Here is a 23,098-nt window from a genome sequence, read left to right as displayed (position 1 = left end):
CGTCCGGTCCTATATCTATCGCACGCACCGTGCCAGCGGCGCAGCTCGGCCGGGGGCTTGATTTACAAGGGTTTTTGCCGGGGTGGCGCGACGGTTCGGACGGGTTTCCGAAGGATGGGCGGTCCGGGGTGTTCGGTTTTCCGAACGGCGCAGGCTGGCAGCACGGCAAGAGTGTGCCGTTAAGGGCTGTCGAGCCGGGGCGAACTACAGAGGCGGAAGGCAGCGGTGCCGCCCAGGCTCCTCAATGGGCAGGGCGGCTCGGGTCGATCGTGCGAGGATCAGCTGGGCGAGTGGCTGGCTGGCAGCCAGCCGAGCTTGCGAAACAGCCATTCGGTCGCCCACAGGCTGAAATAGGTGGCGAACCAGGCGAAGATGGTGTCAGACAGGAAATGCCCGCCTGGCACCATGCGGACCAGCGCGAACAGGCCGCCGAAGGCGAGGCTGGCCAGCAGCCAGCGGCGGCGCACGGCGGGGGCGCCGAGCCAGCCGAAAGCCATGATGAAGGCGGCGGTGGCGACATGGCCGCTGACGAAGGAGCAATTGGCCTGGCACTGATCGGCCGGTATGAAGGCCGGCGTGAATTGCTTGCTGCCGCCGAAATGCGTCGTGTTGACCGGCCGGGTCCGGCCGGAATGTTCCTTCAGCGTCGCGTCGACCAGCAGGATCGGGCCGGCCAGCGCGGCGACCAGCAGAAAGCCGAAGCTGACGCGGCGGGCGCGCAGCCGTGGCAGGCGCGACGAGAAACTGAGCAGCCAGAGCAGCAAGAGGCCGACCAGCAGGCCCTGGCCGAGGCGCGGCAGGCCGCGATAGGGAATGGCCAGCCAGAGGTTTTCGCGGTTCAGCGCCCAGTGGCCGTCGCCACGATAGAACAGGCCGCTGGCCAGCAGGTCGAGCTGCGGAAAGGCGATGAACAGCCCGGCCAGCAGGCCGAACAGGATGATCGCCAGGCGAAGTTCAGTAGCCCTTGAAGCCACGCAGCAGGTAAACATCCATGTCGCGCGTCGTCTGCGCGTCGAGCGGTGCCTTCAGCGTCGCCAGTTTTTCGACGGTGGAGAAGTAGCTGGCGAACTGGTCGGCCGGGTCCTGGGTGATCAGGATCGCATCCTTGCCCAGCCATGGCCGCAGATCGGTGGTCAGCTTGTAATGGTCGCTCGCCACGCCGCTCGGGTTCCAGCTGGCGGCGGCCGGCTTCAGTTCGCGTAGTTCGTAGAGCATGTGGGCGAGCAGGGTGCGGTTGTCGGCGACCAGTACGCTGCCGGGGTGGGCCTGCATGATCGGCGTCAGCTGGCGGCCCAGTTCATCCCAGCCCCGGGCGCGGCTGAAGGGATTCATTTTTGCCGGATTTTGCACGTTGACCGTGGCAATCAGGCTGGGCCAGTGATAGACGACGCCGACCAGCAGCACGTTGAGGGCCAGGCCGACGACCAGCAGGCGCTTCTTGTCGCGCTGCAGCAGCCAGGCGACGGCGGCAATCGCGGCCGGCGCGAAGGCGGGGGCGGCCCAGTTGGCGTTGGCGCTGCTCTTCATCGCCTGCGCCGAAACGACGGCCCACAGCGGCAGCGCGAACCAGAGCAGGAGCCGGGTCCGGTCGTCGCGCCAGCTTTGCCGGACCTGGACGAGCAGGATGAAAAAGACGCTGCCCAGCACCGGGCCGAAGGACAGCCACTGTGCGGCCCAGAATTCGCCGAGTGCCGCCAGGCCGCCACCGGCCTTCTTGTTCAGCGTGATGTCGGCGGTGTGCTTCAGGGTCGGGAAGTCGTTGGCGACATTCCAGTAGATGTTCGGTGCCAGGATGGCCAGCGCCAACCCGGCCGCCAGCCAGGGCTTGAGCGAGGCCAGCCGGGCGCGGTGGAAGGCGAGCAGGTGCAGGAAGGCGGCGCCGAGCCAGGCCGCCATCGTGTATTTGGAGAGCAGGCCGAGGCCGCAGACGAGGCCGAGCAGCAGCCAGTCGGCCCAGGCATCGCTGGCCAGCGCGCGCAGGTAAGCCCACAGCGCCAGTGCCCAGAACAGGGTGAGCAGGGCATCGGTCGACACGAACAGGCCGAGCCAGGAAAACATCGGCAGGGTGAGCACGGCAACGGCCGACCAGAAGGCGGTGCGTTCGTCGTACAGGCGGCGGGCAATGGCCCAGCAGGCTGCCGCCGCGGCCGGGTAGCAAAGCATGGCCAGCGCCTTGACGCCGAGAATGCCGTCGCCGAACAGCGCCGTGGAGGCGGCGATCAGCGCCGCGACGCCGGGCGGCTTCGAGAAGTAGCCCCAGGTCAGGTGTTGCGCCCAGGTCCAGTATTGCGCTTCATCAATGTAAAGCGTGATGCCGAGCTGCGGCACCACCCAGCAGCGCCAGGCGAGCAGCACGGCGGTCAGGCCGAACAGGATCGTGCCGCCGAATTTTGCGTAAATTCGGGCGTCTACCGCAGCCGTCACGCCGATTTGTGCCAGCCTTCGTCGGCCGCCAGCGCGCGTTCCGGGCGAGCGGCATAGGAGCGGATGGTGCCGGATTCGAAGTAGATGCGGGCCAGCAGTTCGGCCAGCACGCCGGTGGTGACGAAATGCACGCCGGCAATCAGGCCGCCGATGGCGACGATCAACAGCGGCCGGTTGCCGATGTTCTCACCGAGGCCGAACTTGACCCAGCCCAGCCAGGTCAGCACCAGGCCGGACAGCGCGGTCAGGACCAGGCCGATGCCGCCGAAGAAGTGGCCGGGGCGGGCGCGGAAGCGCATGAAGAAATAGACGGCGATCAGATCGAGAATGACGCGGAAGGTGCGTGAGATGCCGTATTTGGAAACGCCGGCGGTACGGGCGTGGTGCGTCGTCGGTTCCTGCGCGATGCGGCGCGGCGTCGTCACGGTGGCCAGCCAGGCCGGGATGAAGCGGTGCATTTCACCGTACAGGCGGACGCTCTTGATGACGCTGCCGCGGAAAGCCTTCAGGCTGCAGCCGTAGTCGCGCAGATGGACGCCGGTCATCCGGGCGATCAGCTTGTTGGCAATCTTCGACGGAATCTTGCGCAGGACCAGGCCGTCCTGGCGGTTCTGGCGCCAGCCGGCAACCAGGTCGAGGTCTTCGTTCAACAGCCGGGCAACCATACGCGGGATGTCGATCGGATCGTTCTGCAAGTCGCCGTCCATGGTGACGATGACGTCGCCGCGCGCCGCGTCGATGCCGGCCTGCATGGCGGCGGTCTGCTTGAAGTTGCGGGTCAGTTCGACAATGCGGACGTGCGGGCCGTATTCCTTGGCCGACTGCAGGGCGCGCTCGACGGTGGCGTCGCTGCTGCCGTCGTCGACCAGGACCAGTTCCCACGGATGCTCGTAGCCGACCAGCGCCTCATGCACGCGCTTGACCAGCGGTGCGATGTTGTCTTCCTCGTTGTAGAACGGGACGACGATGGACAGGCTGTGCGGGGGGATGGAAATGGCGGCGCTCATAAGTGGATCCGGCGGGAAAGGCGGCATTTTAACTTGAAACCGGAATGCCGACGCCGATTCTGCCCGGCCGGGGCTTCTCGGGGCGGCGAGGGGCGGGGGCTTGTTGTAGAATTTGTCACTTACCGTACCAAGCAAGGAAGCGACAGCATGCTGCTGATGGTGGATAACTATGACAGTTTCACCTACAACATCGTCCAGTACTTCGGTGAACTGGGTCAGGATGTGCAGGTTTTTCGTAACGACGCCATTTCGGTGGCCGATATTGCCCGTCTGAAGCCGGATTATCTGGTTATCTCGCCCGGTCCCTGCGCCCCGGCCCAGGCCGGCATCTCGCTGGCGGCGATCCGCGAATTCGCCGGCAAGATCCCGCTGCTCGGCGTCTGTCTCGGCCACCAGTCGATCGGCGAAGCCTTCGGCGGCAAGATCGTGCACGCCAAGCAGTTGATGCACGGCAAGGTGTCACCGGTACACCATAAGGATGTGGGCGTTTTCAAGGGGCTGCCCAATCCGCTGACCTGCACCCGCTACCACTCGCTGGCCATCGAGCGCGAGAGCCTGCCGGACTGTCTGGAAATCACCGCTTGGACCGACGACGGCGAAATCATGGGCGTCCGTCACAAGACGCTGGCCGTCGAAGGCGTGCAGTTCCATCCCGAATCGATCCTGACCGAGCGCGGTCACGACCTGTTGAAGAACTTCCTGGACGAACACAAGAAATGACCCCGCAAGCCGCCCTCCAGCGTGTGATCGAACACCGCGAAATTTTCCACGATGAAATGGTCTCGCTGATGCGCCAGATCATGAGCGGCGAAGTGACGCCGGTCATGATTGCCGCCATCACCACCGGCCTGCGCGTCAAGAAGGAAACCATCGGCGAGATCGCCGCTGCCGCCAGCGTCATGCGCGAACTGGCGACGCCGGTGACGGTGCCTTACGACCGCCGTTTCGTCGATATCGTCGGTACAGGCGGTGATGCGGCGCACAGCTTCAACATTTCGACGACCTCGGTTTTCGTTTGTGCCGCGGCCGGCGCCAAGGTGGCCAAGCATGGCGGCCGGAGTGTCTCGTCCAGTTCGGGGAGCGCTGATGTGCTGGAGGCGCTGGGCGCCGACATCATGCTGGCGCCCGAACAGGTCGCCGCCTGCATCGAGGAAACCGGCATCGGCTTCATGTTTGCCCCCAACCACCATGGCGCGATGAAGCACGTCGCGCCGGTGCGCCGCGAAATGGGCGTCCGCACCATCTTCAATATTCTTGGCCCGCTGACCAATCCGGCCGGTGCGCCGAACACCCTGATGGGCGTTTTCCATCCCGACCTGGTCGGCATCCAGGTGCGCGTGATGCAGCGCCTGGGCGCCGAACGGGTGCTGGTCGTACATGGCCGCGACGGTCTCGACGAAATTTCGCTCGGCGCGGCGACCCTGGTCGGCGAACTGAAGGACGGCCAGATCCGCGAATACGAAGTGCATCCGGAAGATTTCGGCCTGCAGATGCTGTCGCTGCGCAACCTGCGCGTTGCCAGTGCCGACGAATCGCGGGCCATGCTGCTCGGCGCGCTGGACAACAAGCCGGGGGCGGCTCGCGAGATCGTCTGCCTGAATGCCGGTGCCGCTCTTTATGTGGCCAACGCTGCGGACAGTATCGGTGACGGCATCGCCAAGGCACGCGAGGCAATCGCCAGCGGTGCGGCGCGCGCCAAGCTCGATCAGTTCGTTCAATGCACCCGGCGATTGGGCGGCAAATGAGCGATATCCTCAACCAGATCATCGCCACCAAGCGCGAGGAAGTGGCGGCGGCGCTGGCCGTCAAGCCGCTGGCCGTGGTCGAGGCCGAAGCGGCGGCCCAGTCGGCGCCCCGTGATTTCGTCGGGGCCATCCGCCGCAAGATTGCTGGCGGTCAACCGGCGGTCATCGCCGAAATCAAGAAGGCCAGTCCGTCGAAAGGTGTCATTCGCCCCGATTTTCATCCGGCCGAAATTGCGCAAAGCTATGAAAAGCATGGCGCCGCATGCCTGTCGGTATTGACCGATCGCCAGTATTTCCAGGGTTGCCCTGAATACCTGCTGGCCGCCCGCGCTGCCTGCACCTTGCCGGTCTTGCGCAAGGACTTCATGATTGATGCCTACCAGGTCGCCGAAGCCCGCGCGATGGGCGCCGACTGCATTCTGCTCATCGCTGCTGCCTTGAGTCTTGGAGAAATGCAGGCGCTGGAAGCGCGGGCTCATGGCTACGGTATGGCGGTGCTGGTCGAAGTGCATAACGGCGAAGAGCTCGATGCCGCGCTGCAACTGAAAACCCCGCTGCTCGGCATCAATAATCGTAACCTGCGCACCTTTGAAGTGACGCTGGATACAACAGTCGGTCTGCTGCCGAAGATTGGCGACGAGCGCATCGTCGTCACCGAAAGCGGCATCCTTGCTCCGCAAGACGTCGCCCGCATGCGTGCCTGCAAGGTTGAAACCTTCCTGGTCGGCGAAGCTTTCATGCGCGCCCCGGAACCCGGCGTCGAACTGGCTCGCCTGTTTGCCTGACCAGTTGTTGCGTCGAAACAACAAAACTTTACAGAAGCATACCCATAGTCCAAACAGCCGTTGCTACTGTCTTCCGCTCTTTGCGACAATCAAGCCCAACTTCTCAATCCGAGAGGTAAAGCTTAATCGGTTCGCAAGCGCCGATTAAAAACTAACCACTAAGGAGATTTTCTGATGCAAAAGAAGATTATCGCTCTGGCTGTTGCTGGCCTGGCTTCTACCGCTGCTTTCGCCCAATCCAACGTCACCATCTACGGTTCCGTCGATATGGGTTACGCCTACCGTTACGACTCAAACAACCGTAACGTCGACAGCAACTCCGCTATCGACGGTGGTCAAGCTCAAGGTAACCGCCTGGGCTTCAAGGGTGTTGAGGATCTGGGCAATGGCCTGAAAGCTGTTTTCTTGCTCGAGCAAGGTTTTGGCGTTGATGCCAGCTCTGATGCCACCACTGCTGCTGGCACCAACAAGTCCATCAGCTTCACCCGTCAAGCCTATGTTGGCCTGACCGGTGGTTTCGGTACCGCCATCGCCGGTCGTCTGTACACCCCGCACTTCTCCTTCGTTTCCGCTATTGACCCGTTCTCTGCCGGTACCGTTGGTCAGTACAAGAACGTCTACGGTGGTGGCCTTTTCGACCCGACCCGTGTTGACAATGCTGTTGCCTACGTTTCTCCGTCCTTCGGTGGCTTCACCGTTACTGGTGCTTACTCCAACAACGCCATCGCCCAAGAGTCGTCTATCGACAACTCGCAGAACAACACGGTCTACGCTCTGTTGGCTCGTTACACGGCTGGCCCGGTTGATGTGGGTTTCAACGTGCATCGCATCGCTGGTGCCTCTGGCAATGGCGTGCCGACCACGATGAAGTCGATTGACAACTACACCTTGGGTGGTACGTTTGATGCTAAGGTCGTCAAGATTCATGGTTTGATCTCGCACAACATTCAAGATAATGCCACCGGCACGAATGATGTTCAGATCGACAACTACATGATTGGTGCCACGGTTCCGGTTGGCAAGTTTGCGATCAAGACCTCCTACATGTTCTCTGATGGCAACTCGGCTGCTGGCGGCAATGCTCAGCAATTCGCTGTTGGCGGCAACTATGCCCTCTCCAAGCGTACCGATCTGTACACTGCTTACTCCATCATCGACAACGACAGCGCCACGCAAAATGGTGTTACCCTGCGTCGTGCTGCAGTGGTCGGCGATGCTAGCAACTCTGGTATGACCTTCCAGCAAGGCTTCCAGGTTGGCGTTCGCCACCTGTTCTAATCTGACTTCGGTCAGTTAGTGCGAGAAAAGGGCGCTTCGGCGCCCTTTTTGTTGTACTGTTTTTGCTGGCTACAGATGTAAAAAAGCCCCGGAAAATTTCTGGGGCTTTTTGTTGGTCGGTTGGGTTCAGTCCACCAGAACCAGATTATCCCGATGGATGATTTCCGGTTCGTCCACGTAGCCGAGTATGTCTTCGATTTCGGGTGTGGATTTACGGGCGATTAGGCGGGCTTCGCCGCTGCCGTAGTTGCTCAGGCCGCGGGCGATTTCCTGGCCTTGCGGGTCGATGCAGGCGACGGCGGCGCCGCGTTCGAATTCGCCTTCAGCGGCGATCACACCGATCGGCAGCAAGCTTTTGCCCGATTTGAGGGCGTTGACCGCGCCGGTGTCGAGCAGCAGGCGGCCGGCTAGTTGCAGGTGATCGGCCAACCACTGCTTGCGTGCGGCGAGGGCAGGCGTTTGCGAGACGAGCAGGGTGCCGACCGGTTCGCCGTTGGCTAGGCGGATGATGGGGTCGGTTTCGTGGCCGCTGGCGATGGCGGTGTGGGCGCCGCTGCGGGCGGCGCGTTTGGCGGCGATCACCTTGGTGATCATGCCGCCGGTGCCGATGCGGGTGCCGGCGCCGCCGGCCATGCCTTCCAGCGATTCGTCGCCGGCGGTGGCTTCCTGGATCAGGGTGGCGTTTGGGTCCTTGCGCGGGTCGGCCGTGTATAGGCCTTTCTGGTCGGTCAGGATGATCAAGGCGTCGGCTTCGATCAGGTTGGCGACCAGTGCGCCCAAAGTGTCGTTATCGCCGAACTTGATCTCGTCGGTGACCACCGTGTCGTTTTCGTTGATGATCGGTACGACACCGAGGCCGAGCAGCGTGGTCAGTGTCGAGCGAGCGTTCAGGTAGCGTTTGCGGTCGGCCAGATCGTCGTGGGTGAGCAGGATCTGGGCGGTCTGCAGGCCGTGCTTGGAAAAAGCGCCTTCATAGACCTGAACCAGGCCCATCTGGCCGACGGCAGCGGCGGCCTGAAGTTCATGGACCGACTTGGGGCGTTTCGCCCAGCCGAGGCGCTGCATGCCGCAGGCGATGGCGCCGGAGGAGACGAGGACGACTTCCTTGCCCTGCTGATGCAAAACACTGATCTGGCGTGCCCAGTCCTCGATCGCGGCGAGGTCGAGGCCGGTGCCGTTGTTGGTGACGAGGGCTGAGCCGACTTTGACGACCAGTCGTTTGGCGGAGGCGAGGCGGGTTTTGTTCATGCTTCTTCGTGGTCGGCGGTTTCGCCGTCGTCGTCTTCGATTTCAGGGCGAGCCATCTGCTCGAGGGCTTCCTGGATGGCGTAGATCAGCGGCTTGGTGCCTTCGCCGTTGATGGCGGCAATCGGGAATACCGGGCCGTCATACTTGGTGGCTTTCTTGTAGGCCTTCAGGAAGTTCTTGATCGCTGCTTCGCGGTCTTCTTCGGGAATCAGGTCGAGCTTGTTGAGGACCAGCCAGCGTGGCTTGTGGGCCAACTCCGGGTCGTGCTTGACCAGTTCGCCGACGATCGCCTTGGCGTCGCGCACAGGGTCGGCATCGGGATCGATCGGGGCGATGTCGACCAGGTGGAGCAGGATGCGCGTGCGTTGCAGGTGCTTCAGGAAGCGGATGCCGAGGCCGGCGCCATCGGCGGCGCCTTCGATCAGGCCAGGCACGTCGGCCATCACGAAGCTCTTTTCGGCGCCGACGCGGACGACGCCGAGATTCGGGTGTAGTGTCGTGAAGGGGTAGTCGGCGACTTTCGGGCGGGCCGAGGAAACGGCGCGAATCAGCGTGCTCTTGCCGGCATTGGGCAAGCCGAGCAGGCCGACGTCGGCGAGGACGCGCAATTCGAGGCTGACTTCGAACTCTTCGCCTTGCTCGCCATTGGTTTTCTGGCGCGGGGCGCGGTTGGTCGAGGACTTGAAGTGGATGTTGCCGAGGCCGCCCTTGCCGCCCTTGGCGAGCAGCACCTTCTTGTCGTGGGTGTCGAGGTCGGCCAGGATCTCGCCGGTGTTGAGGTCGGAGACGACGGTGCCGACCGGCATGCGCAGGATGATGTCTTCGCCGCCGGCGCCGTAGCAGTCGGCGCCGCCGCCGTTTTCACCGCGCTTGCCGATGAATTTGCGGGTGTAGCGGTAGTCGACCAGGGTGTTGATGTTGCGGTCGGCGACGACGTAGATGCTGCCGCCCTTGCCGCCATCGCCGCCATTCGGGCCGCCCATCGGGATGTACTTTTCGCGACGGAAGGTCGCGGCGCCATTGCCGCCGTCGCCGGCCTTTACGTAAATCTTGGCTTCGTCGATGAATTTCATGTTGGGCTTTCCCGTGGGGCCTGCCTTGGCTGGCCGGTTTTCATTGGTTTGAGCACTCGCCGTGAATGCGCAAGTCAATAAACAAAAAAGCCCTATCCGGCGGATAGGGCTTTCAGATTCCGCCTGGCCGAATTTATTCGGCGGCCGGAACGATGGTCACCGTGCGGCGCTTTTTCTCGCCTTTGATGAGGAACTTCACGACGCCGTCCTTCAGTGCGAACAGGGTGTGATCCTTGCCGCAGCCGACGTTTTCGCCCGGGTGAAATTCGGTGCCGCGCTGGCGAACGATGATGTTGCCGGCGAGAACGAATTGACCGCCGTAGCGCTTGACGCCCAGTCGTTGGGCTTGTGAGTCGCGGCCGTTACGTGAACTACCGCCTGCTTTTTTGTGTGCCATTTAGTTAGCTCCTTGTCTGAACTTAAGCGGCGATCGAATCGATGCGCAGTTCGGTGTAGTTCTGACGATGGCCTTGATGCTTTTGGTAATGCTTACGACGACGCATCTTGAAGATCTTGACCTTGTCGTGGCGGCCGTGGGAAATCACGGTGGCTTTGACGGTGGCGCCAGCAAGGAAGGGAGCGCCGATCTTTACCGACTCGCCTTCGCCTGCCATGAGGACCTGGTCAAGGGTAACTTCTGCGCCAACGTCTGCCGGTATCTGTTCTACTTTAAGTTTTAGACCGTTGGTAACGCGATACTGCTTACCGCCGGTTTTTATGACCGCATACATGGGTTGGACTCCGAAAATAATACAAAGGGTGCTACAAAGAACCGCGCATTATACGGAAAATCTCTGAGAAGTCAAAGCCTTGTCTTGGCGTTGTGGTAGACTTTTCGCCTTTCCATCCACCCTTTTGCCGCTTTCCTCTCGCCGAGGGCAACGGCAGAATCGTGAGTCGTTTCGACTCCGTAAATCTGGAGCTTTTCATGGCTGAAATCACTACGGCCTCCGGCCTTGTCTACGAAGATAGCGTTGTTGGCGAAGGCGTTGAGGCCAAGGTCGGCGACCACGTTGTCGTCCATTACACCGGCTGGCTGACCAACGGCAGCAAGTTCGATTCGAGCAAGGATCGCAACGACCCGTTCGATTTCCCGCTTGGTCAGCGTCACGTCATTGCCGGCTGGGACGAAGGCGTCCAGGGCATGAAGGTCGGCGGCACCCGCAAGCTGACCATTCCGGCTGAACTCGGCTACGGCGCGCGCGGTGCCGGTGGCGTCATCCCGCCGAACGCGACGCTGGTTTTCGAGGTTGAACTGCTAGCTGTGCAATGAGCGGTTTCGACAAGGATACGAAACCCGGGCAGCCGCCCAGCGAAGCGGCTGCAGACGACCCGTGGGCGAAATGGCGCAAGCCGACGGACACCCCAGCGGTCGACGTGGCAAAACCGGCAAAAACCAGGCCGGCTGCCGAGCCGGTAGCGGCCGTTGCGGCCGAACCCGTTGCCAAGTGCGAGAAGCCGGTCGGCACGCTGGGCGTCAATAAGGACGCCGCCGTGTCGCCGCGCGCGCCGAACAAGAAGCCGCTGCGCGGCGGTCCGCCGCCGCGCCAGACAGCGTCGGCCAAGTACGATACGACGGGCAGCAAGAAGGCGCCGGTCGCCAAATCCGCGCCGCTTGCTAAACTAGCGCCGGCGCCGCGGCCGGTGCGCGATCCGAATGCACCGCCGCCGGAAGGCGTGCGTTTGTCCAAGGTGATGTCAGAGCGCGGCATGTGTTCGCGGCGCGAGGCCGATTTGTGGATCGAGCGCGGCTGGGTCTTCGTCGATGGCGAGCGGGTCAGCGAACTCGGGACGCGGATCAAGGCGGATGCCGAGATTTCGATCTCGAAAGAAGCCAAGCACGATCAGGCCAAGCAGGTCACGGTATTGCTCAACAAGCCGGTCGGCTATGTTTCGGGCCAGCCGGAGCCCGGCTTTACGCCGGCGATCACACTGATTACCGCCGATAACCAGCTCAAGCAGTCGGGCGATCCCGAGTTCAAGCCCTGGATGCTGCGCAGCCTGGCGCCGTCTGGCCGGCTCGATATCGATTCGACCGGTTTGCTGGTCCTGACCCAGGATGGCCGGGTGGCCAAGAAGCTGATCGGCGACGACAGCCAGGTCGAGAAGGAATATCTGGTTCGCGTCGCCGGCGAGATGATCAAAGGCGGCCTGGAATTGCTCAACCACGGCCTCGAACTCGATGGTCAGGCGCTGAAGCCGGCGCGGGTCAAGCAGTTGAACGAGGACCAGCTGCACTTCATCCTGAAGGAAGGCAAGAAGCGCCAGATTCGCCGGATGTGCGAACTGGTCGGCTTGCGCGTCATCGGTTTGAAGCGGGTACGCATCGGTCGCGTCAAGCTGGGTGATCTGGAAATCGGCCAATGGCGTTTCCTGCGTGCCGACGAAGCTTTCTAGAAAGCGGCAGCGCAACAAAAAGCCCGGTTCGCGAACCGGGCTTTTTTACGTCTGAAGCAGGCGTCGATCAGGCCGGCTTGTTGCCGATCATGACGGTGGCTTCGCCTTCGATGACGACCGTTTCGCCGACCTTGCAGACGGTGTCGAGAATGACGCGCTTCTTGGCGGCGACGACTTCCTTGACGGTGACGGTGGTCTTGACGGTATCGCCGGGGCGGACCGGGGCCTTGAATTTCAGCGTCTGGGCCAGGTAGATGGTGCCGGGGCCGGGCAGGTGGGCGCCGAGCACGGCCGAGATGAAGCTGGCCGACAGCATGCCGTGGGCGATGCGGCCGCCGAACGGGGTGGTCTTGCCGAATTCCTCGTCCAGATGGACGGCGTTGGTGTCGGTGGAAACACCTGCAAAGAGAACGATGTCGGCATCGGTGATGGTCTTGCCGATGGTGGCGCTCATGCCGGGTTGCAGGTCTTCGATGTAATACGTCATTGCTGTTTCCTCGGGTTATGAAATTTGTCGGGCTAACTTTAGCACGTCATTCCGTTCGCAAAGCCTCCACCGGGTCGAGTTTGGCGGCGCGGCGGGCGGGCAGGACGCCGGCGGCGAGGCCGATCGAGACGGCAACCAACTCGGCGAGCAGGACGAAACTGAGCGGGGTGTGCACCGGCAGGGCGGGGACGGCGAGGTGGATCAACTGGGCCAGCCCGAAGCCGAGCAGCAGGCCGAGAAAGCCGCCGAGTGTCGAGAGAGCGACCGCTTCGCCGAGAAAAAGGGCGAGAATGGTGCGCCGCGGTGCGCCGAGGGCGACCAGTAGGCCGATCTCGCCGGTTCGCTCGCTGACCGCGATGGTCATGATGGTGACGATGCCGACCCCGCCGACCAGCAGCGAAATGCCGCCGAGCGCGCCAACGGCCATGGTCAGCACGTTGAGGATGTTGGACAGCGTCTTCAACATCTCTTCCTGGGTGACGATGGTGAAGTCCTCGCGGCCATGGCGGGCGATCAGGCGTTCCTTGATGGCGGCGGCGATGCTGGCCGAAGGCACGCCTTCTTCGGCGGCGATATTGATTTCATCGACGCCTTCGCGGTTGAACAACTCCTGGGCACGGACGGCCGGGATGAAGACGGTGTCGTCGAGGTCGATGCCGAGAAACTGGCCTTTCGGCGCCATCACGCCGATCACCCGGAAATGCAGGCCACCGATGCGCAGGCGCTGGCCGAGCGGGTTGTCGCTGCCGAACAGTTCGTTCTTGACCTTGGCGCCGAGGACGACGAAGGCGCGGGCGCTACTTTCATCGTCGGCCGGCAGAAATTGGCCACTCTGGATGGTCGACCGGAAGATCACCGGCAATTTGGCATTGACGCCATAGACCAGCGTCCGGCGGGTGCGGCCGTTGCCCTCGACTTCGGCGTTGCCGCGCACGTTCGGAGTGACGGCGATGACATGCGGCAGGCGTTCGAGCGATCTGGCATCTTCCAGCGACAGCGGCCGGGCGCTCGACGGCAGGCCGGAGGTCGAACCGCCGGTCTTGGTCTTGCCAGGGGCCACCGCAATGACGTTGGTGCCGAACTGGGTGAATTCGCCGAGCACGAAGCGGTGAATGCCTTCGCCGATCGAGGTGAGCAGGATCACCGCCGCAATGCCGACGGCGATGCCGAGCAGGGTCAGGAAGCTGCGCAGGCGCTGGGCGGCGATGGCGCGGGTAGCGAGCTGGAGCGAGTCGGCGAAGCGCATCTCAGTGCTTCATCAAGGCCTGCACCGGGTCGAGCCGGGCGGCGCGGCGGGCCGGCATGACGCCGAACAGCAGGCCGGTACCGAGCGCGGTGCCGAGTCCGGCAATCACGGCCCAGTCCGGCGGGTAGGCGGGAAAAACCGGAAAGGCCTGGCGCAGCGCGAAGGCGCCCAGTTGGCCAAGCAGGTAGCCGACCAGTGCGCCGACCGCGGAGAGCATCGCCGCCTCGGCCAGGAAGGCCAGCCGGATGGTGCGCGCCGTGGCGCCGAGCGCCTTGAGCAGGCCGATTTCGCCGGTGCGCTGGGTGACGGCGACGAGCATGACGTTCATCACCAGGATGCCGGCGACGGCCAGGCTGATCGCGGCGATACCGGCGACGCCGAGGGTCAGCGCGCCGAGCAGCTTGTCGAAAGTGGCCAGCACGGCATCCTGCGTGATCACCGTGACGTCCTCCTCGCCGCGATGGCGCTGCTTGAGGAGATTCATTACCTGCTCCTTGGCCTCCGGTATCGCCTCGCGGCTCTTCGCCTCGACCAGGATGCGGAACAGGGTGTTGGAGTTGAACATGGCCTGGGCCAGCGACACCGGCAGGATGACCAGTTCGTCGGTGTTCATGCCCAGCCCTTGGCCGACCGACTTGAGGACGCCGACGACGCGCAAGCGGCGGTCGCCGACGCGGATCAACTGGCCGACTGCCGGTTCGCTGCCGAACATTTCCTCGCGAATCTTGGAACCGATGACGGCGACCGAGGAGCCCCGATTCCAGTCCTCTTCCGGCAAGCCCTGACCCTGGGCCAGCTCGAAGTTGCGGATCGGGATGAAGTCGCTGGTCGAGCCGGCCACCATCACTTCGCGTAAACGGCCGCCGAAACTGATTTCCGAGGTGCCGACGGCGAGCGGCGCCACCCGTTTGACGGCCGGAACGCGTTGCAGCGAGGCTGCGTCATCGACGCTCAAGTCGCGCGGCGTCGTCGTGATGGCGTTGGCCGGGTTGAAGCCGCCAGTCCCGGAACGGCCGGGCAAGACGATGACGAGGTTGGTGCCGATCGACGAAAACTGGCCGACGACGTAGCGTCGCGCCCCGTCGCCGAGCGCAGTGAGGACGACGACGGCGGCGACGCCGATCGACATCGCCAGCACCGACAAGGTCGTCCGCATCGGGTAGCCGGTGGCGGCATCGCGGGCAAAACGCAGGGTGTCGGCGAAGCGCATGGGCTAACCGGGGGGGCGGGCGCTGTCGACCTTCAGTCGGCCGTCTTCCATGGCCAGCTGGCGTCGCGAGCGGGCGCCGAGCACTTGGTCGTGGGTGACGACGACCAGCGTCACACCCTTGCTGTTGAGCGCTTCGAGCAGATGCATGACCTCTTCGCCGGTCTGTCGGTCGAGGTTGCCGGTCGGTTCGTCGGCCAGGATCAGAGCCGGCTGCATGATGGTGGCACGGGCGATGGCAACGCGCTGGCGCTGGCCGCCGGAAAGCTGGTCGGGGCGGTGGTCGGCACGGTGTTCGAGGCCGAAGTCCTGCAGTGCCTGGGCAACCCGGCGGTTGCGTTCGGTGGCCGGAATGCCGGCCAGCGTCATCGGCAACGCAATGTTTTCGGCAGCGGTCAGGCGCGGTACCAGATGAAAGCTCTGGAAGACGAAGCCGATCCGCTCGCTGCGTACCCGCGCCTGCTCGTCAGGCGACAGCGTCGTCACGTCGCGCCCTTCCAGCCGGTAGGTGCCGGCATTGGGCCGGTCGAGCAGGCCTAGCAGATTGAGCAGCGTCGATTTGCCGGAGCCCGAGGGGCCCATCACGGCGACATATTCGCCGGCCTCGATGTTGAGGTCGAGGCCGCTCAGGGCATGGACTTCGGTGTCGCCGAGCTGGAAAACGCGCTCGATGCCGGAGAGTTCGATCAGCGCCATGCGCCTACTTCGCCTTGGCTTTGTCGTCAGGCGTCACCTTCGCCTCGGCCTTGACGCCTTCCTTCTCCAGCGAGGTGACGATGCGGTCGCCGGCACTCAGTCCGTCCAGCACTTCGGTGTATTCCCAGTTGGCCAGCCCGGCCTTGATCTGGCGCTCTTCCAGCTTGCCGCTGTCGGCATTGAACACCAGCACGCGGCCGCCTTCCTGGATGGCCGCGGTCGGAATGCGCAGCACCTGGTCGCGGCCGGCGAGAATGATTTCGACGTCGGCGCTGTAGCCGACCAGCAGCTTGCCGGTCGCTTCCGGCTGATCGAAATCGACTTCGATATCGACTGTTCGCGCCTGCTTTTCGACAGCCGAGACGTAAGGGGCGACACGCCGCACCTTGCCGGGAATCTGCTTACCGGGTAGGGCATCGAGCGTGATGCGCACGGTCTGGCCGGCCTTGATCTTCGGTGCATCGACCTCATCCATCGGCGCCTTGACGTAGAGGCAGGAATCGTCGATCAGGTCGATCGCCGGCGGCGTCGGGACGCCGGGAGGCGACGGGGTCGAGTATTCGCCTAGCTCGCCGACAATCTTGGCAACGGTGCCGTCGAACGGGGCATAGAGCGCGACGCGGCCCTGTTCGACACGGGTCGCCCGGAACTTGGCTTCGGCTTGGGCGACATCGGCCTTGGCCGTGTTGCAACTGGCCCGGCGGACTTCGGCATCGGTGCGGGCGGCTTCCTCGCGGCTGCTCGAGACAAAGCCTTTTTCACGCAACTCGCTTTGCCTTTTTGCCTCTTTTTCGGCGTTGACCGCAGCAATGCAGACTTCCTCGACCCGCTTGCCGGCCAGCACGACCTGCGCCTGCGACAGCGCGGCCTGGGCCTGCTGGTCGTCATTCCACAGTTTGAGCAGCAACTGGCCTTTCTTGACGCGGTCGCCTTCCTTGACGCCGAGATATTCGATGCGGCCGCCAATGATCGTGGACAGCTTGGTCCGCTGGCAGGCTTCGACCGTGCCGGCCCGGGTGTTGGCCAGGGTCGCTTCGACCTTGCCGGCGGCGACTTCCTTGAGCACGACCGGAGTCGGTTTGGGGCGGTTGTACCAGAACAGGCCAAGGCCGATAACGGCGATGACGACAACGATGATGGCGATGCGGCGCATGCTGACTCCTAACGAAAGCCGGGGAGCCAGCCGGACTGGGCGTGGCCGGCTACCGGCTCGAGGGCGCCCTGGTAGAGCGCCTCGATTACCGGCGGCTCCTGCCACGGCTCGTTCATGAAGGTCAGGCCGACTTCTTCGACGGTCTTGCCCGACCAGTAGTATTCGGCAACTTCGTCGAGCGCCGACAGTGACAGGTTGTGCGGCAGGCGCAGGTAGTCCAGCCAGCTGGCATCGTGGAAGGAGCAGATGTAGGCGGCCTTGGTCTTGGCGCAGGCGAGGTTCTTGCCAAAGATTTTTTGCGGGTGCTTGCTGCGGAAAGTCATCGCATCGGTGCGCGTCGCAAACAGCAGCAGGGCGTGCAGGCGGCTGGGGAAATGGTTGTAGCGGCGCTGCCGGAAATATTCGAGGTGGTACTCGGCAAAGTAGTTCTGCACCGAGATCAGCTGGTCGCCCGGCGTCGGTCCGCCGCCTTCCGGCGAAGCCAGCGTGGCGCCGAAAGGGCTGCCCTTGAGAATGTCCCAGCCCGGCAACTCGGAGTCCGGCTCCAGCCAGCAGAAGAGCTCCAGCGTAACGGTATCCTTGATCAGGTTATCCATGGTTCCAGGGGCGGACGGCAACGATTCGTCATTCTCGCCCATCCGGCGCCGTTGACCAACCCATCCGGTAATTTGACGTGCTCCGTCCCTGAATATGACATATCATAAATTTCACGACGAGTGGATTGGGGAGGTTGCTTGGTGTCGTCAAGCGTCGCATGTCTGGACAAAATAGCGGGTAGTCGGCGATTTTCAGGGTGGCTGCCGTGAAGTTGCGTCAGGCCTTCGTCCTTTTGTCGCTGCTGCTGATCGGCATGTTGCTGCTGATTGGCGGCGTGACGCTGGCGGCGCTGTCCGCCTTCAAAGAGGCCAACGCCGTGACCTATCAGCGCCAGACCTCGCTGACCCTGATGAATGACGTGCGCCTGGAGGTCGAGTTGCTCAGCCGCCTGGTCAGTTCCTATGTCAGCACGGCGAATCCGCGTTACCTGATCTATTACTATGACATCCTCGGCATCCGGGAGGGCACCAAGCCACGTCCCCCCGACCAGCCGGGCGCCTATTGGGATCAGGTGCTGGCCGGCCTGCGTCCGTATCAGCAGCCCTCCGGCGGCGATGTGCTGCCCCTGATCAAGCTCGCCGGCCAGCTCGGCTTCGATGCGCGGGAACAGGGGGCGGTCAGCCGCATTCTCGGTTTGGCCGAGCAGATGAAGCAGGTCGAGCAAATTGCCTTTGCCGCGACGCAGGGGCTTTACGACCCGGCCAGCAAGGAATTCGTCTCGGAAAGCGAGCCGCAACGCGAGTTTGCCGCCAAGTTGCTGCATGAGGCGGATTACCTGCGCTTGCGGGCCGATCTGGTCGAGGCGGTGGAAGGGCTGGCGCAACTGGTCGATGGGCGCACCCAGCGTAATGTCGATAATGCGACGGAGAAGCTGGAGAGTCTGATCATGACGGCGCTGGCGCTCTTGCTGGCGGCTGCATTATTGCTGTTGTTGAGCTACCGCTATCTGACGCGGCATCTGCTGGCGCCGCTGTTCGCCTTGCACCAGGCGGCCAGCGCCCTGGCCCACAAGTCCTACGGCGAGCGGGTCGGCAATGTAAACGGTTTTGTCGAAGTGCAAACACTGGCGACGACGATGGATGGTATGGCGGCGGCGATCGAGGCCGATATCGAGCAGCGCCAGGTGGTGCAGGAGGAACTGGCGCTGGCCCGGGCGCGGGCCGAAGTGGCGGCTGAGGCCAAGTCGATCTTTCTCGCCAATATGAGCCATGAAATCCGGACGCCGATGAACGCCATCCTCGGCATGGCCTATCTGGCCTTACGCTCCGACCTGCAGCCGACGCAGCGCAATTATGTCGCGAAGATCCACGATGCCGCCAAGTCCCTGCTCGGCATCCTCAATGACATTCTCGATTATTCGAAGATCGAGGCCGGCAAGGTCGTGCTCGAAAGCGAATCCTTCGACCTGCAGTCGGTCGTCCAGAATGCCGTCTTCATGGTGCAGCAGCGCGCCCAGGACAAGCAGCTGGAACTCATCCTCGATTACCGGATCGCCCATGGCAGCGCCTTTGTCGGTGATTCGTTGCGTCTCGGCCAGGTCCTGATCAACCTGCTGTCGAATGCGGTCAAGTTCACCGAGCGCGGGCACGTCCGCCTCGTCGTCAGCGACTGGGACAATGAAGATGGCAGCGCCGTACTGCATTTCGCCGTCGAGGATACCGGGATCGGCATGAGCGCAGAGCAACAGGGGCGACTGTTCCAGGAATTCAGCCAGGCGGATGGTTCGACAACCCGGAAATACGGTGGCACCGGGCTCGGCCTGAGTATTTCGAAGCGCCTGGTCGAGGCGATGGGCGGGAATATTCGGGCTAAAAGCGAGGTCGACCGCGGCAGCCTGTTCGATTTTGCGATCCGCCTGCCGGTGGCAGCCTACGTTGCCCATGATGGCGGCAAGATCCGGCGCCGCCGCGCCCTGGTCGTTGACGACTATGCGCCGGCCCGCGAAAGCATGGTCGAACTGCTGCGTCTGCTCGGCTGCACGCTGGTCGATGCAGCGGCCGACGGGCCGGCGGCGATTGCCTTGCTGGAGGCGGCGCAGGCCCGGAGCCAGCCATATGACCTGTTGTTGCTCGACTGGATGATGCCCGGCATGGGGGGGGCGGCCGTGCTCGAAACCATGCTTGACCGGCACTTGGCGCTGCCGGAAAAGACGATCGTCGTCTCGGCGCTGGATGTTGCCTTGTTGCGCGACCAGGCCGCCCAGCTCGGGGTCGGCGACGTGCTGCAAAAGCCGGCGCCGCCGAAAATCTTGTGCGAAGTCGCCAACAGTGCCGTCGGCGAGGACTTGCCGCTTCAGACTAATGCCGGGGCGCCGCAAAAGAACCTGGATGGGATGCGGGTGCTGGTGGTCGAGGACAACGAGATCAACCAGCAGGTGGCGGTCGAGATCCTCCATGCCTGGGGCGTCATCGTCGATTTGGCCAGGGATGGCCAGCAGGCGCTGGATCTGTTGTTCAAGCAGTCGCCGGCGCATTACGACCTGGTCCTGATGGATCTGGAAATGCCGGTCCTGAACGGCAGCGAGGCAACCCGCCTGCTGCGGGCCAACACGCGCTATGGCGGGCTGCCGGTAGTCGCCATGACCGCCCATGCGGTGGGAGGCGAATTGCAGGCGGCGCTGGCGGCCGGCATGAATGGCCATATTTCCAAGCCTTTTGAGCCGGACGACTTGTTCGACGTATTGTCGCGCCATCGTCGAACGCTGGCTGAAGAGCGCTTGCCGCCGTCCGCCGATAAAGCGCTGCTGGCCGAGAGCGTCGAGGATCAGCGTGTTCTCGATCACCTGGCGCAGTTGCCCGGGCTTGATGCTCGACTGCTTTACCAGCGTTTTCCCGGGCGGGTCGCTTTCATCTGCCGCATGCTGCGGCGTTTTGCCAGCGAGCAAGGGAAGGTTGTCGCCGAGATCGAGTCCCGCCTGGCCGCGGGCGATCGGGCAACGGCGCAGCGCCTGGCGCATTCCGTCAAGGGGTTGGCCGGGAATCTGGCGATGAGCGATGTCCAGGTGCAGGCGGCAAATCTGGAGGACGAAATCAAAGCCGGTGCAGCCGATGTCGCACCGTGCTTGCAGGCGCTTGATGCGGCCATTGCCCCCTTGCTGGCCGGCCTGGCGAATTTGCCGGAAGCGCCAGCGCCGAGCGTGGCGAGCCAGCAGCCGAGCGATATTGCCCGCGTTGTTCGGCGCCTGCGGCATTGCCTGATGGAGGGCGATGGCGAGGCGGAGGCCCTGTGGCTGGGCCATCAGGAAAGTTTCGCCAGTTATTTTTCGCCGGTGGTTTGCAAACGCCTTGGCCGGGCGATCAGCGCCTGGGATTTTGATGATGCCCTGCGCGTGCTGGAAACGACAGGGATGGGAGGGGAAGTTCAGTGAACGACGATCAGCGCAAGACCATTCTGGTCATTGACGACACGCCATCGAATCTCAGCTTGATCAATCACCTGCTGCGTGATCAATATCGGGTGAAACTGGCCAACAGTGGCGCCCGTGGGCTGGAACTGGCTTTTGATTCGCCACCCGATCTGGTGTTGCTCGACATCATGATGCCGGAGATGGACGGTTATGAAGTGATTCAGCAACTGAAAGCCAATCCGTTGACGGCCCATATGCCGGTGATTTTTCTTACCGCCAAGATCGAGGCGGCCGACGAGGAGCGGGGCTTCCAGTTGGGTGCGGTCGACTTCATCCACAAGCCGTTTTCGCCGTCGATCATGCTCGCCCGGATCGGGGCCCATCTGCAGGTGCGGGCCTGGCAGAGCTTTCTCGAAGACAAGAGCGCCTGGCTGCAAGCCGAGGTCGAGCGGCGGGTCAATGAGGTGCTCAAACTGCAGGCCGGGGCGATCCGGGTCATGGTATCGCTGGCCGAATTCCGCGACGAATGCACCGGCAATCACATCCGCCGTACCCAGACCTATGTGCGTCGACTGGCCGAGCACCTGTCCCGGCAGGCGCGCGACCAGGCTTTCCTGACCCCGGAGACCATCGACAGTATCGCCAAGGCTTCGCCGCTGCACGATATCGGCAAGATCGCCATTCCCGACAATATCCTGCTCAAGCCGGGCAAGCACACGCCGGAAGAATTCGAGATCATGAAGACGCATGCCATCAAGGGCGAGGGCATGCTGCAAAGGACACGCCAGGAACTCGGCGACGACAACCTGATGCTGCTCTACGCCAGCCAGATAGCGCGCAGTCATCACGAGCGCTGGGATGGCGGCGGTTATCCGGATGCTCTGGTCGGCGAGGCAATTCCGTTGCCGGCGCGGCTGATGGCGGTGGCCGACGTCTATGATGCCTTGCGTTCGCGGCGGCCCTACAAGGCGGCATTCAGTCACGAGGAAGCGGTGGCGATCATGCTTGAGGGGTGCGGCAGGCATTTCGACCCCTTACTGATGGATGCTTTTTTGGCCTTGCAGGATGAATTCGCCAGTATTGCCATTAAACTGGCGGACGAATAAATCCGTCATATCCCATTGGAATGTTTTCCGATATGAATCATCGATCATTGCTGACCGGCGTCTTGCCTTTTCTGCTGGTTTTCGTCCAGCCGGTGCAGGCTGTCGATTTGAACTGGTCCGGCTTCGGCACCCTCGGCTACGTCGAGTCGGACGCGTCGCGGAACTACCAGCGGTTCATCAACGACAGCGGCACCATCAAGCGCGACAGCGTTCTCGGTGGGCAGGTGGACGTCAAGTTCGATCAGCATTGGGGGGCGACGGTCCAGGCCCGCCTGGCCCCATCTGATCATTACGAGTCGCGCTGGCAGGCGGCGCTGACCTGGGCTTTTGTCTCCTGGCGGCCAAGCGATGACTGGCTGATCCGGCTCGGCAAGATTCGTCTGCCGCTGATGCTCAACACTGAAAATCTCGATGTCGGTGCCACTTTTGATCTGGCTCGCCTGCCGCAGGAGGTCTATTCGATTTCCCCGATGACCGACGTCTGGGGCGTCAGCGTCAGCAAGAGCTGGCTGGCGGAAACGATGGAGTGGAACCTCGAGGCCTATACCGGCCGCGCCGACCCGTATTGGCGCTATTACGGGCGGGAGGTCCGGGACGGCAATCCGACGCCGGGCAGCTGGTTCATTCCCCTCGAAGTCGCCAGTTCCGGCCTGGTCCTGACCGCTCGTGACATCGGCAACACTTTCCGGATCGGCATCCACGAGGTCAATGCCTCGCGCGTCGGCGGGCCGTCACAAAGTGAAATTCCCTATCGCCAGGTGACACCGAATTTCGGTTTTTACGACATGCTGAGCAGTAGCAAGGTCGATAACCTGCGGATCCCGGTGCAGACGATGGCGGCCAGCATCAGCCTGCCGGCCGAGGTCAAGGTGACGGCCGAATATGCGCGGATGAAGGTCGATAGCGCCAGCGAGGGACTGACCCGTTGGGGCGCCTACCTGGCCGTCTCGAAGCGGATCGGCGCCTGGACGCCCTATGTCTATTACGCCAAGACCAAATCGAGCAGCGGCGCCCTGGATCTGTACCAGGACATCGATGCCTCGGCCGAACGCAACCGGCGCGGCAGCGCACTATACAACTACCAGAAACTGCAGGCTGATATCGTGTCGCCCTACGAGCAATGGACCGGTGCGCTCGGCACCTCGTTTCGCCTGACGCCGCGCAGCATCTTCAAGGCCGAGTGGGCGCATACCCAGACCGGGGTGGCGTCCAATTTCGTCGATGCTCCCTCCGGCGGCAACAGCGGCGACATGCATTTCAATATTTTCTCCCTCTCCTATAACTTCACTTTCTGAGAGGGGGA

The 23,098-nt window shown here is 63.0% G+C and carries 22 protein-coding genes; 9 read left to right on the top strand and 13 right to left on the bottom strand.

What is annotated here, in order from left to right; translation table 11 throughout:
- Window positions 1-278: 278 nt before the first annotated feature.
- From AT959_RS10175 to AT959_RS10165, 3 genes are read right to left on the bottom strand one after another with little or no spacing between them, the layout of a single operon-like run.
- Window positions 279-989 carry a phosphatase PAP2 family protein gene (locus tag AT959_RS10175; protein ID WP_083518325.1) on the bottom strand — a complete coding sequence of 237 codons (711 nt, stop codon included), beginning with the start codon at window positions 987-989 and terminating at the stop codon, window positions 279-281.
- The gene (locus AT959_RS10170; RefSeq protein WP_066882863.1) at window positions 955-2,424 is read right to left on the bottom strand and encodes a glycosyltransferase family 39 protein; all 1,470 of its coding nucleotides are present in this window, start codon (window positions 2,422-2,424) and stop codon (window positions 955-957) included. The genes AT959_RS10175 and AT959_RS10170 overlap by 35 nt, the downstream gene beginning before the upstream one ends.
- The gene (locus AT959_RS10165; protein ID WP_066882862.1) at window positions 2,421-3,431 is read right to left on the bottom strand and encodes a glycosyltransferase family 2 protein; all 1,011 of its coding nucleotides are present in this window, start codon (window positions 3,429-3,431) and stop codon (window positions 2,421-2,423) included. The genes AT959_RS10170 and AT959_RS10165 overlap by 4 nt, the downstream gene beginning before the upstream one ends.
- A gap of 147 nt (window positions 3,432-3,578) precedes the next feature.
- Here AT959_RS10165 and AT959_RS10160 point away from each other — a divergent pair, with 147 nt between their 5' ends.
- From AT959_RS10160 to AT959_RS10145, 4 genes are all read left to right on the top strand, one after another.
- Entirely contained in the window at window positions 3,579-4,151 is a 573-nt protein-coding gene (locus AT959_RS10160) for an aminodeoxychorismate/anthranilate synthase component II (RefSeq protein WP_066882861.1), read from the top strand.
- Complete coding sequence (gene trpD, locus AT959_RS10155; protein ID WP_066882860.1) at window positions 4,148-5,176, top strand: anthranilate phosphoribosyltransferase; 1,029 nt, start codon at window positions 4,148-4,150, stop codon at window positions 5,174-5,176. Before AT959_RS10160 ends, trpD begins: the two co-directional genes overlap by 4 nt.
- Window positions 5,173-5,961, top strand: coding sequence for an indole-3-glycerol phosphate synthase TrpC (trpC, locus tag AT959_RS10150; RefSeq protein ID WP_066882859.1), 789 nt, complete (start codon window positions 5,173-5,175; stop codon window positions 5,959-5,961). The genes trpD and trpC overlap by 4 nt, the downstream gene beginning before the upstream one ends.
- Before the next feature lie 174 nt (window positions 5,962-6,135).
- Window positions 6,136-7,239 carry a porin gene (locus tag AT959_RS10145; protein WP_066882858.1) on the top strand — a complete coding sequence of 368 codons (1,104 nt, stop codon included), beginning with the start codon at window positions 6,136-6,138 and terminating at the stop codon, window positions 7,237-7,239.
- A 126-nt stretch (window positions 7,240-7,365) separates the two neighbouring features.
- On the opposite strand, the gene proB is transcribed toward AT959_RS10145, so the two are convergent.
- From proB to rplU, 4 genes are all read right to left on the bottom strand, one after another.
- Window positions 7,366-8,487: a glutamate 5-kinase gene (gene proB, locus AT959_RS10140; protein ID WP_066882857.1), complete on the bottom strand. Its 1,122-nt coding sequence runs from the start codon at window positions 8,485-8,487 to the stop codon at window positions 7,366-7,368.
- A complete protein-coding gene (gene cgtA / locus AT959_RS10135; RefSeq protein WP_066882856.1) occupies window positions 8,484-9,560 on the bottom strand; it encodes an Obg family GTPase CgtA in 1,077 nt (358 codons plus the stop codon). The genes proB and cgtA overlap by 4 nt, the downstream gene beginning before the upstream one ends.
- Before the next feature lie 133 nt (window positions 9,561-9,693).
- Complete coding sequence (gene rpmA / locus AT959_RS10130) at window positions 9,694-9,957, bottom strand: 50S ribosomal protein L27 (protein ID WP_066882855.1); 264 nt, start codon at window positions 9,955-9,957, stop codon at window positions 9,694-9,696.
- A gap of 22 nt (window positions 9,958-9,979) precedes the next feature.
- Complete coding sequence (gene rplU, locus AT959_RS10125; RefSeq protein WP_066882854.1) at window positions 9,980-10,291, bottom strand: 50S ribosomal protein L21; 312 nt, start codon at window positions 10,289-10,291, stop codon at window positions 9,980-9,982.
- 197 nt (window positions 10,292-10,488) lie between these two features.
- Here rplU and AT959_RS10120 point away from each other — a divergent pair, with 197 nt between their 5' ends.
- Together AT959_RS10120 and AT959_RS20510 are read left to right on the top strand one after the other, a co-directional pair.
- Window positions 10,489-10,833, top strand: a complete 345-nt coding sequence (locus AT959_RS10120) for an FKBP-type peptidyl-prolyl cis-trans isomerase (protein WP_066882853.1) — start codon at window positions 10,489-10,491, stop codon at window positions 10,831-10,833.
- A complete protein-coding gene (locus AT959_RS20510; RefSeq protein WP_083518323.1) occupies window positions 10,830-11,957 on the top strand; it encodes a pseudouridine synthase in 1,128 nt (375 codons plus the stop codon). The genes AT959_RS10120 and AT959_RS20510 overlap by 4 nt, the downstream gene beginning before the upstream one ends.
- A gap of 67 nt (window positions 11,958-12,024) precedes the next feature.
- Here AT959_RS20510 and AT959_RS10110 read toward each other — a convergent pair whose 3' ends face one another.
- The 6 genes from AT959_RS10110 to AT959_RS10085 are packed head-to-tail and all read right to left on the bottom strand — an operon-like array spanning window position 12,025 to window position 17,342.
- Window positions 12,025-12,444 carry a MaoC family dehydratase gene (locus tag AT959_RS10110; protein ID WP_066882852.1) on the bottom strand — a complete coding sequence of 140 codons (420 nt, stop codon included), beginning with the start codon at window positions 12,442-12,444 and terminating at the stop codon, window positions 12,025-12,027.
- Window positions 12,445-12,490: 46 nt separating this feature from the next.
- Entirely contained in the window at window positions 12,491-13,690 is a 1,200-nt protein-coding gene (locus tag AT959_RS10105; protein WP_066882851.1) for an ABC transporter permease, read from the bottom strand.
- Window position 13,691: 1 nt separating this feature from the next.
- Complete coding sequence (locus AT959_RS10100) at window positions 13,692-14,900, bottom strand: ABC transporter permease (protein ID WP_066882850.1); 1,209 nt, start codon at window positions 14,898-14,900, stop codon at window positions 13,692-13,694.
- A 3-nt stretch (window positions 14,901-14,903) separates the two neighbouring features.
- A complete protein-coding gene (locus AT959_RS10095) occupies window positions 14,904-15,593 on the bottom strand; it encodes an ABC transporter ATP-binding protein (RefSeq protein WP_066882849.1) in 690 nt (229 codons plus the stop codon).
- 4 nt (window positions 15,594-15,597) lie between these two features.
- Window positions 15,598-16,746, bottom strand: coding sequence for an efflux RND transporter periplasmic adaptor subunit (locus AT959_RS10090; RefSeq protein ID WP_066882848.1), 1,149 nt, complete (start codon window positions 16,744-16,746; stop codon window positions 15,598-15,600).
- An 8-nt stretch (window positions 16,747-16,754) separates the two neighbouring features.
- The gene (locus AT959_RS10085; RefSeq protein WP_066882847.1) at window positions 16,755-17,342 is read right to left on the bottom strand and encodes a hypothetical protein; all 588 of its coding nucleotides are present in this window, start codon (window positions 17,340-17,342) and stop codon (window positions 16,755-16,757) included.
- 206 nt (window positions 17,343-17,548) lie between these two features.
- On the opposite strand from AT959_RS10085, the gene AT959_RS10080 reads away from it, so the two are divergent.
- From AT959_RS10080 to AT959_RS10070, 3 genes are read left to right on the top strand one after another with little or no spacing between them, the layout of a single operon-like run.
- Complete coding sequence (locus AT959_RS10080) at window positions 17,549-20,710, top strand: hybrid sensor histidine kinase/response regulator (protein ID WP_157651269.1); 3,162 nt, start codon at window positions 17,549-17,551, stop codon at window positions 20,708-20,710.
- Window positions 20,707-21,795, top strand: coding sequence for a response regulator (locus AT959_RS10075; RefSeq protein WP_066882845.1), 1,089 nt, complete (start codon window positions 20,707-20,709; stop codon window positions 21,793-21,795). The genes AT959_RS10080 and AT959_RS10075 overlap by 4 nt, the downstream gene beginning before the upstream one ends.
- 32 nt (window positions 21,796-21,827) lie before the next feature.
- Window positions 21,828-23,090, top strand: coding sequence for a hypothetical protein (locus tag AT959_RS10070; protein WP_157651268.1), 1,263 nt, complete (start codon window positions 21,828-21,830; stop codon window positions 23,088-23,090).
- The last annotated feature ends 8 nt before the right edge of the window (window positions 23,091-23,098 follow it).

Origin of the sequence: Dechloromonas denitrificans (assembly GCF_001551835.1) — a bacterium.
Taxonomy (GTDB): Bacteria; Pseudomonadota; Gammaproteobacteria; order Burkholderiales; family Rhodocyclaceae; genus Azonexus; species Azonexus denitrificans.
Note: the sequence above shows the minus strand (reverse complement) of the source record. Positions and strands in the feature narration are given on the sequence as shown.

Bases quoted from the DNA above. Each gene is read 5' to 3' on its own strand.
- AT959_RS10175 (WP_083518325.1), bottom strand. From the start codon at position 989: ATGTTTACCTGCTGCGTGGCTTCAAGGGCTACTGAACTTCGCCTGGCG.
- AT959_RS10165 (WP_066882862.1), bottom strand. From the start codon at position 3,431: ATGAGCGCCGCCATTTCCATCCCCCCGCACAGCCTGTCCATCGTCGTC.
- AT959_RS10160 (WP_066882861.1), top strand. From the start codon at position 3,579: ATGCTGCTGATGGTGGATAACTATGACAGTTTCACCTACAACATCGTC.
- trpD (WP_066882860.1), top strand. From the start codon at position 4,148: ATGACCCCGCAAGCCGCCCTCCAGCGTGTGATCGAACACCGCGAAATT.
- trpC (WP_066882859.1), top strand. From the start codon at position 5,173: ATGAGCGATATCCTCAACCAGATCATCGCCACCAAGCGCGAGGAAGTG.
- AT959_RS10145 (WP_066882858.1), top strand. From the start codon at position 6,136: ATGCAAAAGAAGATTATCGCTCTGGCTGTTGCTGGCCTGGCTTCTACC.
- proB (WP_066882857.1), bottom strand. From the start codon at position 8,487: ATGAACAAAACCCGCCTCGCCTCCGCCAAACGACTGGTCGTCAAAGTC.
- cgtA (WP_066882856.1), bottom strand. From the start codon at position 9,560: ATGAAATTCATCGACGAAGCCAAGATTTACGTAAAGGCCGGCGACGGC.
- rpmA (WP_066882855.1), bottom strand. From the start codon at position 9,957: ATGGCACACAAAAAAGCAGGCGGTAGTTCACGTAACGGCCGCGACTCA.
- rplU (WP_066882854.1), bottom strand. From the start codon at position 10,291: ATGTATGCGGTCATAAAAACCGGCGGTAAGCAGTATCGCGTTACCAAC.
- AT959_RS10120 (WP_066882853.1), top strand. From the start codon at position 10,489: ATGGCTGAAATCACTACGGCCTCCGGCCTTGTCTACGAAGATAGCGTT.
- AT959_RS20510 (WP_083518323.1), top strand. From the start codon at position 10,830: ATGAGCGGTTTCGACAAGGATACGAAACCCGGGCAGCCGCCCAGCGAA.
- AT959_RS10110 (WP_066882852.1), bottom strand. From the start codon at position 12,444: ATGACGTATTACATCGAAGACCTGCAACCCGGCATGAGCGCCACCATC.
- AT959_RS10105 (WP_066882851.1), bottom strand. From the start codon at position 13,690: ATGCGCTTCGCCGACTCGCTCCAGCTCGCTACCCGCGCCATCGCCGCC.
- AT959_RS10100 (WP_066882850.1), bottom strand. From the start codon at position 14,900: ATGCGCTTCGCCGACACCCTGCGTTTTGCCCGCGATGCCGCCACCGGC.
- AT959_RS10095 (WP_066882849.1), bottom strand. From the start codon at position 15,593: ATGGCGCTGATCGAACTCTCCGGCATCGAGCGCGTTTTCCAGCTCGGC.
- AT959_RS10090 (WP_066882848.1), bottom strand. From the start codon at position 16,746: ATGCGCCGCATCGCCATCATCGTTGTCGTCATCGCCGTTATCGGCCTT.
- AT959_RS10085 (WP_066882847.1), bottom strand. From the start codon at position 17,342: ATGGATAACCTGATCAAGGATACCGTTACGCTGGAGCTCTTCTGCTGG.
- AT959_RS10070 (WP_157651268.1), top strand. From the start codon at position 21,828: ATGAATCATCGATCATTGCTGACCGGCGTCTTGCCTTTTCTGCTGGTT.